Annotated in this window: 11 protein-coding genes; 4 read left to right on the top strand and 7 right to left on the bottom strand. The window is 52.2% G+C overall.

The window, feature by feature from the left end; all coding sequences use genetic code 11:
• Positions 1-394: 394 nt before the first annotated feature.
• Together L1047_RS12670 and L1047_RS12665 are read right to left on the bottom strand one after the other, a co-directional pair.
• Entirely contained in the window at positions 395-1,225 is an 831-nt protein-coding gene (locus tag L1047_RS12670; RefSeq protein ID WP_235279326.1) for a TauD/TfdA family dioxygenase, read from the bottom strand.
• Between the two features lie 188 nt (positions 1,226-1,413).
• Positions 1,414-3,138, bottom strand: coding sequence for a 4Fe-4S dicluster domain-containing protein (locus L1047_RS12665; RefSeq protein ID WP_235279325.1), 1,725 nt, complete (start codon positions 3,136-3,138; stop codon positions 1,414-1,416).
• Between the two features lie 165 nt (positions 3,139-3,303).
• Between L1047_RS12665 and L1047_RS12660 the strand changes: the two genes are divergently transcribed.
• A complete protein-coding gene (locus tag L1047_RS12660) occupies positions 3,304-3,945 on the top strand; it encodes a DUF938 domain-containing protein (protein ID WP_235279324.1) in 642 nt (213 codons plus the stop codon).
• An 18-nt stretch (positions 3,946-3,963) separates the two neighbouring features.
• A complete protein-coding gene (locus tag L1047_RS12655; RefSeq protein ID WP_268836614.1) occupies positions 3,964-5,115 on the top strand; it encodes an anhydro-N-acetylmuramic acid kinase in 1,152 nt (383 codons plus the stop codon).
• A gap of 38 nt (positions 5,116-5,153) precedes the next feature.
• On the opposite strand, the gene L1047_RS12650 is transcribed toward L1047_RS12655, so the two are convergent.
• Entirely contained in the window at positions 5,154-6,242 is a 1,089-nt protein-coding gene (locus L1047_RS12650; RefSeq protein WP_235279322.1) for a Tll0287-like domain-containing protein, read from the bottom strand.
• A gap of 284 nt (positions 6,243-6,526) precedes the next feature.
• Positions 6,527-7,060 (bottom strand): SAM-dependent methyltransferase, encoded by a 534-nt coding sequence (locus tag L1047_RS12645; protein ID WP_235279321.1) that lies wholly within the window; start codon positions 7,058-7,060, stop codon positions 6,527-6,529.
• A 214-nt stretch (positions 7,061-7,274) separates the two neighbouring features.
• Here L1047_RS12645 and L1047_RS12640 point away from each other — a divergent pair, with 214 nt between their 5' ends.
• The gene (locus tag L1047_RS12640) at positions 7,275-7,916 is read left to right on the top strand and encodes an ABC transporter permease (RefSeq protein ID WP_235279320.1); all 642 of its coding nucleotides are present in this window, start codon (positions 7,275-7,277) and stop codon (positions 7,914-7,916) included.
• Positions 7,917-7,944: 28 nt separating this feature from the next.
• On the top strand, positions 7,945-11,832 hold the full coding sequence (locus tag L1047_RS12635) for a PAS domain S-box protein (RefSeq protein ID WP_235279319.1): 3,888 nt from the start codon (positions 7,945-7,947) through the stop codon (positions 11,830-11,832).
• A gap of 15 nt (positions 11,833-11,847) precedes the next feature.
• On the opposite strand, the gene L1047_RS12630 is transcribed toward L1047_RS12635, so the two are convergent.
• The 3 genes from L1047_RS12630 to L1047_RS12620 all read right to left on the bottom strand — a co-directional run bounded on the left by L1047_RS12630 (position 11,848) and on the right by L1047_RS12620 (position 15,506).
• A complete protein-coding gene (locus L1047_RS12630) occupies positions 11,848-13,125 on the bottom strand; it encodes an ABC transporter substrate-binding protein (protein WP_235279318.1) in 1,278 nt (425 codons plus the stop codon).
• Positions 13,126-13,163: 38 nt separating this feature from the next.
• Positions 13,164-14,252, bottom strand: coding sequence for an ABC transporter ATP-binding protein (locus L1047_RS12625; RefSeq protein WP_235279317.1), 1,089 nt, complete (start codon positions 14,250-14,252; stop codon positions 13,164-13,166).
• 102 nt (positions 14,253-14,354) lie between these two features.
• The gene (locus tag L1047_RS12620) at positions 14,355-15,506 is read right to left on the bottom strand and encodes a homospermidine biosynthesis protein (RefSeq protein WP_235279316.1); all 1,152 of its coding nucleotides are present in this window, start codon (positions 15,504-15,506) and stop codon (positions 14,355-14,357) included.
• Positions 15,507-15,695 lie beyond the last annotated feature (189 nt).

Here is a 15,695-nt window from a genome sequence, read left to right as displayed (position 1 = left end):
AGAAAAGTCTCAGCTCTCAGAGCCCCAAAGCCGCTCTAGCCAACGCAACAACCTCAGTTAGTCTATCAAGAAGACTGAAATTCAGCACCTAACTAGACTTATGTATCTAACTTATTATCTATTTATGTATCTATATCTATTCTTACCTGATACTTACGGCTATCCCATTCGTCAATTATCGTAACTCGCTCGTTAAAAGTGCTGATTCCGGGATAAACCGATGTGCTGACCCTCAGCTGCCGTTACTTCTAAAGCCAATAAGAGCCACTGTTTCAGTTTCAGAATTAAGACACAGTATTTTTAGATACCCTAGTCTGTCCATTAGGCTATCCTAAAGATGCTCTTGTCAGTTCATCTGCTCCGGCCTGTTCACACATTTTGAAGCTTCCTGAATTTACGAAGCTGCCACGAGCACATCATCGGGATCCGAGTATTGAATGCCCTCAGGGATCCCTGCTGCATCGGGAGACCACATCCACAAGCGGTGCAAGATCCGCTCCCCAATCGACTTGGCCAAGTAGGGATCCCGTCCGTGCAAAACGCGGTAGTTATCCACAAACAACGCATCGCCAGGATAGAGTTTGAATCGTTGGACTGAAGCAGCTTCCGCCCGTAGAGTGCGCATCCAATAGTCGATAAGGGCCTGTTGTCCAGCGGGATCCGGCGACTGGGGGTGAGGCCGATGGTAGGGGTGATTGCGGATCCAGCGACGGCCATTCGGGCAAGTTTGCACGATCGAGGCAAAGTAGCGCTCCTCCATGGCAAAGCCTTTTTCTGAGATCTCCGTTTGTTCTATCACTTCTGTGTGTAACCAATGGACGGCGTTGGCCCGCTGACCGGCAATGGTGAACTCGTTGTGGGGATCGGCTGCCATTCGCTGCAACAACCCATAGCCATCGATCAAGAACGACTCTCCCCCCTCTTGGGCTTGCACAACGCAATGCAACGTCAGGTAGTCGGGGTTGCGGGGGCCGTAGGCAAAGCCATCGGTGTGAGCGAGTAGGGTTTCGGTGGGAGGAACGGCTTTAATTTTTTTGGGAGGCTCGCTGGTAACCCGGTGTACTTGCCCGATGCCGCGTAGGTGCTCTCCCATAAAGGCATAGCCAGCCGCTGTGGTACCCGCTTCGGTCAGGTCTTCCCAACGGAGAATCGCTGCTCCATCTTGCTGCACCAGATCCCAAGCCTCACGGGGATCCGCAGTCCGTTCGGGGATGATGCTGGTCATGACAGAGGTTCCAAACTGAGGGACAAGTAACGCCTAGCAGGTAACATTTAGGCGGCAAAAAATCCATGGCTCTGCTATTTAAGCAAACCAACGCCTCCTGGATTGTTATTCAGTACACCATTCACGGAATACCTTCACGGGATCCCTGCTCCTATTTGTGGAGTTCTATGCTCAGATCTACAACCCATCTACAACCCAAAGAAATCGGGGCCGGATCCCTCATAGCTGGGGTTGACCCGCAAATTGAGTTGGGGACAGATGATCTCGCAGGTGCGGCACTGAATGCAATTTTCTAAGGACATGGCGTGGGAACGGAGCCCCTGATGCTCTTGGGTGTGGTGAACTTCTGCGGTGCAGTCGGAAATGCAGGGGGTAGGGCGATTCAGTTTGTCGTAGGTCGCGATGCACTGGCGACAGGTTTCGGCGCTGAACTCGAGAATATGATGGTTGCCTTCGTGGTAACGGGGTTCGGCAAAAAAGACCGCATCGGGTCGAGAGAAATAGCCCCGCAAAGACTCTGGTTGAGGTACAGAAACGGGTGTGGGGGAGACAAAATCCGCTTGAATGGCTGCATGGGGCGCAACATATCCCTGAGGCGCAGGGGCGCTAGTGCTAACACGTCCGGTGAGGAGGGTGTAGGCGCGTAGGGTTTCTCGCCCCCGGCGAACCGGGTCTTGCAGGCCCAATTGCAGGGATCCCAACCAGGGATGACCAGCATCCACACTGCTGCACACTTTGGGCAAATACTCTTCCAATAGGCGGGAGTTTTCTAGGAAGGCCTCGCGGAAGTAGCGGCTGCGGTATAGATCTTGCCCGACTGAGCTTTGCATCACTTCTTTTTGGTAGTCCGCTTGAATGTGCAGATTCCCTTTCAAAAAGCCATCGTGAACTAAGCCCGCCGCCACGTAGCCGGTTTCCATGGCTTTATCCACACCGGCCAAGCTGCCCACATCCAGTACCCCGAGCGCATCCCCCAACAGCAGGGATCCCTCCACACCAAACCGGGTGGGCAAGCTGTAGTAGCCTCCCTCAGGAATCACAGCAGCCCCGTACTTGAGCAACTTGCCCCCTTCCAGTAGAGATTGAATCCAAGGATGGCCTTTGAACTCCTGCAGACGCTGTTGTGGGTTGAGATTGGGGTTTTTGCTATCCAGGCCAATGATCAAGCCCAGAGCCAGGCGATTTTCTTTGAGGCCATAGACGAAGCCACCACTGAAGCTGCCGTCCAAAATTGGGTAGCCCAGGGTGTGCCACACTTGCCCTTGCAGGGATCCGGGAATTTGCCAGATTTCTTTTACCCCGACAGACCACAGTTGCGGATTGGGCCGCAACTGGAACTTCTCGATCAGATCTTTGGAGATAAAACCTTTATCACCAAAGCAGGTGAGATCAGCGAAGATACAGTCTTCATAAATTTGGCCGGAATCGCTGGCCCGCACCCCTATCACCCGTTCCCCGTCGTAGAGAATTTCATGGGCGGCAAAACCCGGGAATAGATCGAGGGTGACATTGGGGATCCCTTTGGCTTTCTCCTGCAGCTGTTCTGCCAACCAACGAATGACGTGGCTCAAGGTGAGGATAACTTGCCCCTGTTTGCGAAACCCCTGTGGAATAACTGCTTCAGGCAAATCCCAGCGCTGTTCGGATCCCAGCACACTCAGATGATTGACTTCCACCCGCCCCTCGGTTGGGAACCCTTGGCTCTCGAAGTCGGGAAAGAGTTTGCAGATGACCTGTGGATTGCAGATGGCGCCGCTGACGATATGCCCACCGAATTGCCGTGCTTTTTCCAGAATGGCGATGGAGATCTCCAGGCCGGATAGTTTGGCCAGATCCAAAAGGCGATGGGCCAGGATCAGGTTGGAGGAACTCCCTCCCACCAGCAAAAGGTTGTAGCAGATGGCTTCACTCATCAGACAAAATTCCCACTCGAAAGCTTTGGGTGCGATGCTTGTATGCTAATGAGGGCTGTTGCAGAAAGGGCAGAACCTTCATACCTTCTAAAGCCTCTTGGGAGCCTCTCTGGCCAGTGATGTTGGGATTGAGAAACGTTTGGGTTGGGATCAGGTGTAAAGTCGATGGCACAAGAGATGGGGGTGGAACAAGATCATCGTCGCTATGCTCCAGCAACGCTGCGCAACCGGGATCCGATTCTGAGGGTGCTTGAGCAGGTTCTACCCAGCAGCGGCAGGGTATTGGAGATTGGCAGTGGTACGGGAGAACACGCCATTTACTTTGCCCCGCGTCTGCCCAATTGGATTTGGCAACCCAGTGAGCCGGATCCAGAGCTGCGTCGTAGCATCCAAGCCTGGCAAAAGGAATTTCCGGCAGCAAACCTACGCCCCCCTATCGCACTCGATGTTCGGGATCCAATCTGGCCTGTCGAGACGCCAAGCCTGGATCCGCCCATTACGGCTATTGTCAGCATCAATATGATTCACATCAGCCCTTGGGCCAGTTGTTTGGGGTTGATGGCCGGAGCCGGTCGAATTTTGCCACCCGATGGGATCCTCTATTTGTATGGCCCTTTCCGTCGCCAAGGAGAACACACGGCCCCCAGTAATGCTCAGTTTGATGCCAGCCTAAGAGCGGAGAACCCGGAATGGGGAGTCAGGGATTTAGAAAAAGTTGCTGAGGTGGCTGATCCAAGGGGGCTCATTCTTCAAGAGGTCATCCCTATGCCAGCCAATAATCTGTCTGGGGTCTTTCGGCGAAAGTAGTTCACTATCTTCAACAAGATGATTGTCATTGGCTTAATGTCAGGGACTTCTGTGGATGGGATCGATGTGGCGATTGTGCAAATTGAGGGCAGGGATCCCTTGACCTGGGATCTTCTCCATCATGAAATAATCCCCTATGCCCATCAGCTCAGAGAAGAGATCCTGCGGGCTTCGGATCCTCAAACCAGCGGGGTTGATCAGATCTGTGCGTTGAATTTTCGGTTGGGCAAGGCTTTTGCCGAGGCAGCTCTACAAGGGATCCAATCTGCCAACCTAACCCCGGAACAGATTGACTTGATCGGGAGCCATGGTCAAACCCTCTGGCATACCCCCACCGGCCCCAAGGCCTCTACCTTGCAAATCGGTGAAGCGGCTGTAATCGCAGAATTAACCGGGATCCCGGTCATCAACCATTTTCGGGCCCGAGATATAGCGGCTGGTGGTCAGGGGGCACCTTTGGTAGCCTTTGTAGATAGGCTGTTGTTCAGCGACTCTCACCTGAATCGGGTGGCCCAAAACATCGGCGGCATTGCCAATCTGACCTATTTGCCCAACACCTCCAGCCAGCGATCCCCTTTGGCTTTCGATACTGGCCCTGGCAACATTTTGATTGATTTGGCAGTGATGCGAGCCACTCAAGGACAACACACTTTTGATCGAGATGGAGAATGGGCAGCTCGAGGCCAGATCCACTGGGAAAAGGTCACAGAATGGATGCGGGATCCCTATTTCCATGCGCCCCCACCCAAAACCACTGGAAGAGACTATTTTGGAGCGCCCTACTTACAACAGATTTGGCCACACTTTACTTCAGCCGCAGATTGCATCGCCACCCTAACCGCATTGACGGCTTGTTCCATCGCCCATGCCTACAGAACCTTTTTGCCCCATCTGCCTGATCAAGTCATTATCAGTGGTGGTGGCACTCAAAACCCGACTTTGATGAAGATGTTGCAGATCCAGCTACCAGAAGTAACCCTACTCACCAGCGCACAAATGGGGATCCCGGCGGCAGCCAAAGAAGCCCTAGCCTTTGCTATCTTGGCCTATCAGACTTGGCAGGGCCAGGTGAACAATTTGCCAGAGGCAACCGGAGCCTGTCGGGCTGTTGTTTTGGGTCAAATCACCCCGGGCAAGCGATCTCTTTCGATGCCCCTTTCAATTCAGTAAAGATTCAAAAGATTCAGTAAGTTTGCGGTCACAACACACTAGATCTCTTCATCTTCAGGGGTTTCTAAGTTGGGATCCCGCTGGCGAATGGACTTGGCTTTATGCTGTAGATTCTTAAAGAAATCACTTTCTACGATTTCCGATACTTCTTTGGCCTTGCGGCTTTGGTCAATCTCAATCGTGAGTTGACGGATTTGTTGACGTAGTTTTTGCTCACGCTCAACGATTTTATTGATCATGGTTTGAAAGATACGGCTAAGCTGCCCTATCTCATCTTCTTGCTTCATCACGTTGGACAGTCTGCGGAACTCCATGTTCTCAACATCTTCTTCAGACTTGATTTTCCCAGCACCCATCAGTTGTGAGGCTTGAGCGAGGATCTGAACTGGTCTCAGCACAGTAGAGTTCAAGACACGGTTAAGCACCAACATTGCCGCCGCAAACACAAGCAAGAAAATGCTCATGATCACCAAGAAGGATTGCCGTGCTTGCGAGAAAATTTGCTGAGCTGGTACATAAACCATCTGAGCGCCAATAGTGGATCCCAGTTCCCAATTAAACCCGTTGTTGGGCCCGTAAACCTCCACCATCCCTCGGGGTGCAACATCGGGGGTGCTGTGACAAGCCAGGCAGCTTTCTCTGCGGATGCGAATGGGATGGGCGATATAAAAAATAGGGCCAACATTGCGCACTTGACGAAACCCCGAGATTTCCTCTAAGGATTCATCGGCGGCAAATCGAGCGGTCAGCTCTGTTTCAAATTCATCAGCTCTGTCGTCCGGATTAGTGGGATCCAGAACGGCTTCTTTATAAATTTTCTGCTTAAACTCAAACCCTAATCGCTGCAAGTTCTCAAAAACCCGACGTGCCCCATAGGAGGGAACAGTTTCTGCGATAAATTGCTCGGTTCCAAAAGCATTTTCCAAAAGGGGACGAACCTGTTGATCCGTATAAATTCTTTGGGCATTGATCGTGTTGAGCATGACCAAAGCCTCAGAGACCACCTTGGCTTCAGATTTTTCTTGAAGAACCTTGGAGAGGGCGAAACCACCGGCAATGCTACCTAGTAGAAACACAGCCACAAGGAGCAGGTTAAACTTTGCACCTATTCTGAGCTGATTCAGCATGGGATTCCTCTTCAATAGGGGTTGAGGCAGTAGGGAAAATGGCTTTGATTCTAAACTGATCCTGTCGCTCCCCAGCAGATATACGGAAGAGTCTTAACAATCGGATGGGTTCCGGTACCCTCTAACCTTGAGGTTACTCACAGCCTTTTCCGACTTTACGCAGGCCCTTGAGCTAGGCAAAAAACCTTATGGAGCAAGGAATTGACCTAAATCTGCTGTATCAGGTAACGCTGGAAAAGGCTGTATCCTAACTGAGAAGCCTCTTAAGAAAAGCTTGTCTCGAATTAAAGTTGCCAGAGATAGATCGTGTAGGTGTTGATCACATCCGATACAGTGGTGGTGGTGGTCGGGATCCAATCCCCCATGTCAAACGAATGGGTAATCAGACGCGCACCGGCCTGTACTTCTGAGCGCAGCTTGTCTCGAATCAATAGGTGGGAGCGGGGCAACAGATAACAACTCACCACCGTCGCGGGGGACAGGTCTACCGTAAGCAGATCCTGTTCAAGAAACTGCACGCGATCTTGAACTTGGGCTTCTTGAGCCCGTTGCTGGGCCTCGAGAATCCGCTCAGGGTCGATATCCACTCCCACCCCCCGCGTACCGAACCGCTGGGCCGCCCGGATCAGAACCCGGCCATCCCCACAGCCCAGATCGTAGAGGGTGTCTTCAGCGCCCACCCGAGCCAGATCCAACATGGCATCGATCACCAAAGGCAGGGTTCGCACATAGGGGGCCAAGCTGATGGCCTCCAATTTTGGGCGCTCCGCTCCTCCACTACAGGAGGGATCCCTAGGTTTGAAACCGCGTGGTGCCATGCCTATGACAAGAAAGCGTTTCCATTCTAAGCAGGTTTTGGGCGCTGCCCAGTTCAACTGCAAACGCTACACTGGGGCTATCTTGCCCTTGTTGGGTCGATACAGCTTTTTCCGACTTCATGTACGACACAAGGTAAAGAAGAAATTCTCGTCGGACAAAGGGTTGGCCTGCATCGGCTGTAGTATGTATCGCTGGAAAAGGCTGTAACGCTCAATGACCATCCTGACCCGTTCCCTAAGCTATGCGCAAAACAACAGCGATATGCTGTTTCAAGCTCTCCTTCAACACCTACAACTGGTGACTGTACCTTTGGGAATTGGCCTGATTTTTGGGTTGCCTTTGGGCTTTTTGAGTTCTCGGTCACAGGCATTTTCGCTAGTGGTTATCAATGGCTTTAATGGCCTTAGAGTGATCCCTAGCTTGGCGATTTTATTTTTAGCGATCCCCTATTTCGGCCTCAGTTTTCGTTCCGCTGTGATCGCCCTAACTGCTTTGGTCATGCCTCCCATTTTGATCAGCACCGATGTCGCGTTTCGGAGTATTGAGCCAGCCATTCGAGAAGCTGCTTTTGGCATGGGAATGACATCCAGTCAAGTCTTGCGGCAAATCGAAATTCCCCTTGCATTGCCCGTGGTCTTGGCTGGCATTAAAACCGCCACCATTGAGGTCATCGCCAGTGCTACGTTAGCGGCTTTTATTGGGGCCGGAGGGTTAGGAACTTTTATCACACTAGGGTTTGCCCTCTACGACAACGCTATCTTACTGGTGGGGGCAATTCCGGTAGCCCTGTTGGCAATTTTGGCAGAGGTTAGCCTTAGCTCTTTGCAACGCGCTTTACAGCCCCCACAAGCCTAGTTTTTCTGCACCTGCTGACGATGTGACGATGAAGTCCTCACCCCAGTCCTCTGCTTCCTCATCTAGACGCATTCCCTTGCAAATTGCTCTGCTCCTGCTGATGCTGCTGGCGGTGGGGGTGGGTGTAGGCAGTGTAGGATATCTCCTCCAGCAGTCTGGACGAGAAACAGCGCTACGGTTAGCCCAAAAGATCAACCGCAAGGTCAATGACCATATTGAAGACACCCTGAAAAGCTATCTGCAGGTACCTATTCAAATCAACGATGTCAATCAAGATGCGGTGGATTGGGGATTTTTACCCGATCTCGTAACCCTGAAGCCCACTGATCTGGTCTTTTTGGAAGGCTATTTTGCCCGACAATTGCAGCGCTTCCCTGAAGCTGATTATATCGGTTTTGTTTCGGCTGACGGTGGCTTTGTCATGGCGCAGCGCATGGAGGGGTCGATATGGGTTTACAACACCGGTGGCCCTTTGCCTGGAGAGGTGCGCGGACGGGAATTGGATCCCAAAACCGGGGATCCCACGGGTGAAACTCGCCAGTTGGGTTTTATGGATGTAAGAGAGCAGCCTTGGTTTGCAGAGACTGTCCAGACAGAGGGGATCAGTCGCAGCCAGACCATCAGTAGTATTTTTTCTGAGCCACAGCTTTTGGTTCTAACGGGGTTACCCTTAACCAGCAAAAACGGAACCTCATACGGGAGCTTGGCGGCCGCCATTTCCATTCACAATGTGCAAGCTCTTCTGGATACTCTGGATCAAACCAATCCCGGCATAAGTTTTCTGCTGGACTCCCAAGGGCAGGTGGTGGCGGGCTATGGAGCCCGCTTGATTTCTGAACATGAGGATCCAGAAAGCAGCCACCCGATTCTACGGGCGGTTGTTCCAGCCCTTGCGGAGCAATTTGGGTCGTTGTCGGCAGTGACTTCCGAGGTTTTCTTCCGCTTACCCGTCGGGGGAGAGCCGCATCTAATTGAGATAGATTCTATTCAAGATGAGTGGGGGCTGGATTTTTACCTTGTGCGCGGGATCCCGGAATCAGAGATTTTGGGAGCAGTCAACCGCTCTGCCCAACAGGCTGGGCTGCTTGGGGGTGGGATCTTATTGGGTTTGTTGGGGATAGGAATGGGTCTAACCGAATGTTTCGCCCGCCCGATTCGCCGTCTCACGCAAACTGTCAAGGGGTTTATCCCCGATGGATCCCATCCCTGGCCCAAGTTGGATCCCGGCCCAATTCAGGAAGTGCAAACGCTGAATTCTGCCTGGGAACGGATGGTGGCAGCCCAACAGGCAATGCTGAACCAGTTGCGGCAACAGGAGCAAGACTACCGAGAAGTGGTGGAGCAACAATCGGAGCTGATCTGTCGCTATAGCCTCGATACTCGCTTGAGACTTGTGAATGAAGCCTATCTGCGTTTTTTTGGGCAAACCCGAGAAGAGTGTTTGGGTACCCGCTGGAGCGACACCATACCGGAAACCGAACGGGATCCCCTCCTGGCAGAATTGATTGCCCTTAACCCCACCCAGCCCACCCGCACCAGCGAACGCATCTACTCCGACCCAGAAGGGAAGACACGATATGTGCATTGGGTGGATCAAGGCCTTTTCGACGACCAGGGCCAGTTGGTAGAAATTCTCTCGGTTGGGCGGGAGATCACCCAGCAAAAATTGATGGAACGGGCCTTAGAAGAAAGCGAAGAGCGCTTCCGCACCCTAGTTGAAGACCTCAATGTCGGGGTTCTCCTGCAGGGCAGACAGGCGGAAATGTTGTTGTGTAACCCCAAAGCCCTGGAATTGTTGGACTTAACGGAAGATCAATTGTTGGGACGAACTTCTTTTGATCCGGCCTGGAATGTCATTCATGAGGATGGATCCAGTTTTCCAGGGACAGAGCATCCTGTGCCCAAAGCCATTGTGACGGGTCAGCCTGTACGAAATGTGGTGATGGGGGTGTATCGACCCCGTTTGCAGGATCGGGTTTGGTTGCTGGTGAATGCGAAGCCAAGGCTAGATGAACAGGGGCAAGTCTATCAGGTTATTTGTACCTTTACCGATATCACTCTGCGCATACAAGCAGAAGAAGCTCTAAAACAAACCCAACAGACCCTACATCTTCAGGCAGAGCGAGAACGGTTGTTGGGGCGGATCACCGAGCGTATTCGCCGCTCTCTAGATTTGATGGAGATTCTGCAAATCGCAGCTACAGAAGTCCGGCAACTGCTACAAACCGATCGCGTGGTGATCTACCTCCTACAGCCCGATGGGAGCAGCTCTATTCAGGCAGAGTCTGTCAGTCAGGCAGAGTTTTCTATAGTGAATCAAACCATTTTGGATTCCTATTTTTTCAGTTTGAGAAAAGACTATTTTCCCTGTAACCAAGTGCACTCCATCTCAGATATTGAAGATGCCCCTATTCAACCTTATCATGTTGACCTCCTAAGAAGCTTACAAGTGCATGCCAGCTTAGTAGTGGCGATTTGTGGAGATAATCACCCACAATTGGAATCTCCTTCTAAAAGCGATATACAGGGAATTTTAATTGCTCATCAATGCCGGGGAGTGTATCAGTGGCAAGATTGGGAAAAATCTATTCTAGTGCAGTTATCAGAACAACTGTCTGTTGCTCTACAACAAGCCGAGCTGTACCAGCAGGTGCAAAACCTGAACAATCATTTGGAAGCACTCGCAGAGTTGCGCACAGCTAGGCTACAGCAGGCATTGGATTTTGAGGCGGTATTGCACTCCATTAGCAGCAAAGTTGTGGCCAGCTTAGATGAGGCAGAGATTCTGAATACTGTTGTGCAAGAGCTGGTAAAAATTCTGGGCTTGTTAGACTGTAGTTTTGGTTTCTTCTCAAAAGACTGTTCTACCCTTAAACTGTACTATGCTTACTCCCCAAATCTGGTTGGTCAGAGCTATGATCTTCAAGAAATAGTTGATGCTTCTTTTTTGAGCTCTTTACAACAGGGAAAAGTAATCCATCACTGTTTTTATAACCCCACAAATAGACTTTGGGCGACCCTTCTCAACTGTCCCATTTTGGATGAAGATCAGCGGTTAATGGGTTTATTAAATTTGGAGCGCCTGCCAGAACAATTCTTTGTAGAACCAGAGATTCAGATGGTGCAACAGGTGGCTAATTTGTGTGCTTTGGCCATTCGTCAGGCTCGCTTGTACGAAGCCGCACAGGCTCAAGTCACTGAATTGGAACAGCTCAATTTGCTGAAAGATGACTTTGTTAGCACCGTTTCGCACGAGCTACGGACTCCGATGACCAATGTGCGCATGGCTCTACGCATGATGCAGATTACCACTGACCCACAAAAACGACAGAACTATTTTATGACTGCCCTTCAAGAGTGTGAGCGGCAGATTGCCCTAATCAATGATTTGCTGGATATACAGCGGCTAGAAGCGGAAGGGTATTCACTCAAGGCAGAAGAGATCAATTTGGTTTACTACCTGCAAGAACTTCTCAGTGGGCTCCAACCGCTCGCCCAATCTAAACAACAGTTGTTACAACTGCATCTCAGCCAAGGGATCCCAATCCTAGAGACAGACTCGGCTTGTCTCAGCCGCGTTTTGCGTGAATTGGTTCACAATGCCATCAAATATACTGCTCCGGAAGGAGCCATTCACATCCGGCTTACTTCGGATCAAGATGGGTTTCTTTTCATGATTAGCAACAGTGCAGAGATTTCACAATCAGAGTTGGCACGGATTTTTGACAAGTTTTACCGCATCCCACAGTCGGATCGCTGGAAACATGGGGGAACAGGTTTAGGCTTAGCTTTGGTGAAGCAATTGGTGATGCGAATGGGGGGTGATATCTCCGTCAAAAGTTCAGAAGGATGGACCCATTTTCAAGTTTGGCTGCCCCAAAATTTAGCCGCAGCTACAGCCCATCCTGCATCTTGAGCCCAACTTTCAACCTCAGCCTGGTAACACCTGTCGCTGCCAAAGCTCTTCCAGTTGCACAGTATATTCCGCATTCACAATCGGCACCGCTCCTGCAATTGCCTCTTGAATTGGGATCCCGGAGGCAACTTCCAACTGAGTAAAGTTGGCCTGGAACTCGGCAGACAAACGGCTAACATCGATCAGGGGCAAATCTCCCCAGACATCTGGCTTAAACTTTTCCAGTTGACCTTCAGGGCTAGCCAACACTTCTGCCAAAATCATCGCTCCAAAGGGATTCGCTGCATTTACAGGAATAGCAGTAAAGGAGGGATCAATCAAACTGGTACCCGGGATCCCGTAGGGAGTGGTACTGTCCGGAAATTGTCCATTGCTTTTGCGCAGAATCACCTGATCGATGAAAGTGGGCATGAGCCAAATTTCACCATTGGCAAATAGCTCTGCCAAGCGGGCAAAGGTGGGAGGATAGGTTTGCCCTTGCCGCCACAAAAAGGGATCCAATTTTTTCAGGTAGTCCACCACCGCAGGCGATTGCTTGGCCCACAGATCCGCATTAAACTCAGGCCCACTGTACTGGGCATAGCCGCCGGTCACCCCATACAGTGTTCCTAACAAGAAGCGGCTGCCATGAAAATCCGGTGGGGCCACGTAGGTAAAACGGCCTGGATTGGCTTCTGCCCAGCTCAACAATTCGGCATAGCTACGCGGCGGATTGGGGACGCGCTCAGCATGATAGGCTATCAGGAAATAGTTGCCCGTATAGGGTGCAGAGTAGCCTTCGATGGGTAGACCAAAATCCGTTTCAATATCGGCAGGATTGTAAAATTGAAGGCTAGGTAATTTTTGGGTAAAGGGGCCATAGAGCAAATTTCCCTGCTTGAGGGTGCGGAAGTTGTTGCCGTTGATCCAAATTAAATCGATGCTGCCGCCACTGCGCAATCCGGCCTGTACTTCCCCAATGATTTTGTTGACGGCCTCTACAGTGTCGGTCAGTGGGATCCGATTCAGACGAATGCCGTAGCGCTCTTGCAGCTGCGTTTTTACCCAGCCATCTACAAAGCCGTTGATCGCTTCGCTACCGCTCCACATCGCCCAATTCACCTGGGTACCCCGTGCTTGCTCCAGAATGTCAGCCCAAGTCAGGGATCCCAAGTCGGCAGGGCTTTGTGCAAAAAGAGAGCTTTGCCCCAAGAGCCAAGTCCCCACCGAGCCAAGCCCCAGGGAGGCCAGCACCTGTCGCCGTTTCCAAAAGTGACCCAGGATCCGGGTCACAAAGAAGTTGTTTTGCCACATGAAGGGATCTCCAAAAACTCCAAATTAAAACGTTATTTTCAAACCAGTAAGGGGAGTGCAGCCACAGAAGGGGATCCCTCCACACACCACAAAGCCTCCGGAGGCAGGTAAACCCACACTGCTTGTCCTACCCTGAACCTCTGATGGGGAGCTACCCAAGCCTGCAGCAATCCCAAGACCGTTTGCACCTTCAGTCGCCGCTGGGTACCCGTAAAGCGTTCTGAGATCACTTCCGCCCTCCAGACATTGTGGAGACTCGTAGGAGGGTGAGCAAATACCTGGATCTGTTCCGGTCGTATCATCAGCCGCACCTTTCCCTGCTGGGGCACAGCACCGTAAAGATGGATCCCTTCCCCCACCCATAGCTGATGCTGATCTGCTTGGGCATCCCAAAAATTTACCCCGCCAAAAAAGCGGGCAATCCGTTCGGATTGGGGTTGCTGGTAAAATTCCGCTGGGGATCCCAACTGGTGCAGTTGCCCCTCAAACATCAACCCAATGCGCTGGGCCACGGTGGTGGCTTCGGCTTGGTCGTGGGTCACCCACACCGTCGTCACACCCGATTCGGCCTGCAAACTTAAAATAAGCTCTTGCATCTCCTGGCGCAGGTTGGCATCCAAAGCCGACAACGGCTCATCCAAAAGCAACAGCTTGGGCTGAATCACCAAGGCTCGTGCCAGAGCCACCCGCTGGGCTTGTCCTCCAGAAAGTTGGGCCGGACGACGGTGGGCCAATCCGGCCAGTTGCACCCGCTCCAACATGCGTAATGCCTGGGCTTCTCGTTCTGCTCTGGGGATGCGGCGCATCTTTAGGCCAAAGGCAACATTCTCCCCTACACTCAAATGCGGAAACAGCCGGCTGTGCTGGGAAAGCAATGTCACACCGCGCCGTTCCGGGGGTAAGGGATTGAGCCGGATCCCTTCTAGCCAAATTTCCCCAGGATAAGGAACCGGATCCGGTTGCAGCAGCCCGGCGATTAAGTTGAGCGTCGTAGACTTGCCACAGCCCGACGGCCCCAGCAATGCAAAGATCTCCCCTGCCGCCACCGTTAGCGACAAATCCTTGAGGGCAGAGAGCCTCTGGTTGCCGAAACGTTTGCTGAGATGACGAAGAACCAGATGGCTCATAACCAAAACAGATGACAGGGAGCGCTGTGTATTCAGGCTATCAAGGGCAACGGGATCCCTGCCTGAAGAGCGGATGAGAATTCTCTGAGAAGGAGAGAAAAATTACACTGCAGCCACCGTTTCTTTTTTCGCCTGAGCCTCCAGGTGGGCCTGCCGCAAGCGCTCCACCAACTCCGAGCGTCGGTCGTACAAGCGCTTCAAAGGGCGGGGATCCCGTTTGGAGAGGGCATAAGCCGTCAGCAGCGGCATCGCAATGGTGGAATCGCTGTAGATCACAATTGTGCCGGGTAATTTATCCGGATCGACTTTGCCCCAAGACACTGCCTCAGAAGGAGTAGCCCCCGACAATCCGCCGGTATCCGGTCGTGCATCGGTCACCTGTAAGAAAAAGTCATGTCCCTTTTCTTCAATGCCCAGTACCTCTTGAATTTGTGGTTCCGTTTGCAACATGAAGTTCTTCGGGGATCCCCCCCCCAAGATCCACACGGCACTGGCCCCGCCGCTGCGCTTTGCCTCCAATACAATCGCCGCTGTCTCGTTCACATCCAGCGAGACATCGATCACCGGCCCCCTTCCCTGCAACGCCAGAGCCGCCACATTCATGCCAATGGAGCTATCCCCCGGACTGGAGGTATAGACAGGTACCCCATAGCGGTAGGCGGCAGCCAAGAGAGATCGTTCTTGGTTCGCAGCACCATCCTTCAATCCCAGGGCCTCTTCCCGGGCGGCGATGTACTTGCCACAAAGATAATGAAATTCGGCGGATCCCATACGTCTGTCAAACTCTGGTGCCTGCATTATCTGGCGAAAGAAGGCATCGGTGGAAAGGAGCACATCATAGTCAAAGAAAATATCGTAAATACGCACCACCCCCTCTTCCCGCAGCACCACATCGCCAATATCGGGGCGGCCCCGGTGCAAATCCAGGCCCAGGCCAAAGTGGGTATCGTGGTAGAGATTTGCCCCTGTCGAGACAATCCAATCGACAAAGCCTGCCTGCATCAAGGGGATCACGGCTGCAATGCCTAACCCTGCCGGAGTGAGTGCCCCCGTCAAGCTCAGCCCCACCGTTACCCCCGGCTGCAACATCCGCTCCACCAAGAGTTGACAGGCTTCTCGCAGGCGCCCAGAGTTGTAGGAGAGAAAGGTTTGGTCGATCAGGTCGGTGAGAGGGATCCCAGCTTGAATCGGCTGAGGGTCGATCTTGCGCCCGCCCAGAAACCGTTTTGAGGAACCCTCATCCTTGGCAGACATCTTGGATTTCTCCTTCAGTAGATTGGGATAGAATAATCGGCACCCCTGAGTTGGGGCAGCCTTTCTATATTGCCATTGTCGGGGTTGACCCCAGAGCAGAAGGCCCCAACAAGGTTACCAATCTCTCCAGGTTCAGCTCGGCTGCCTCATCAACCTCCAACTGGGTGAACCTTATCCGTGATTACAGCC

It is taken from the genome of Synechococcus sp. Nb3U1 (assembly GCF_021533835.1).
In the GTDB taxonomy this organism is placed as follows: domain Bacteria; phylum Cyanobacteriota; class Cyanobacteriia; order Thermostichales; family Thermostichaceae; genus Thermostichus.
Note: the sequence above shows the minus strand (reverse complement) of the source record. Positions and strands in the feature narration are given on the sequence as shown.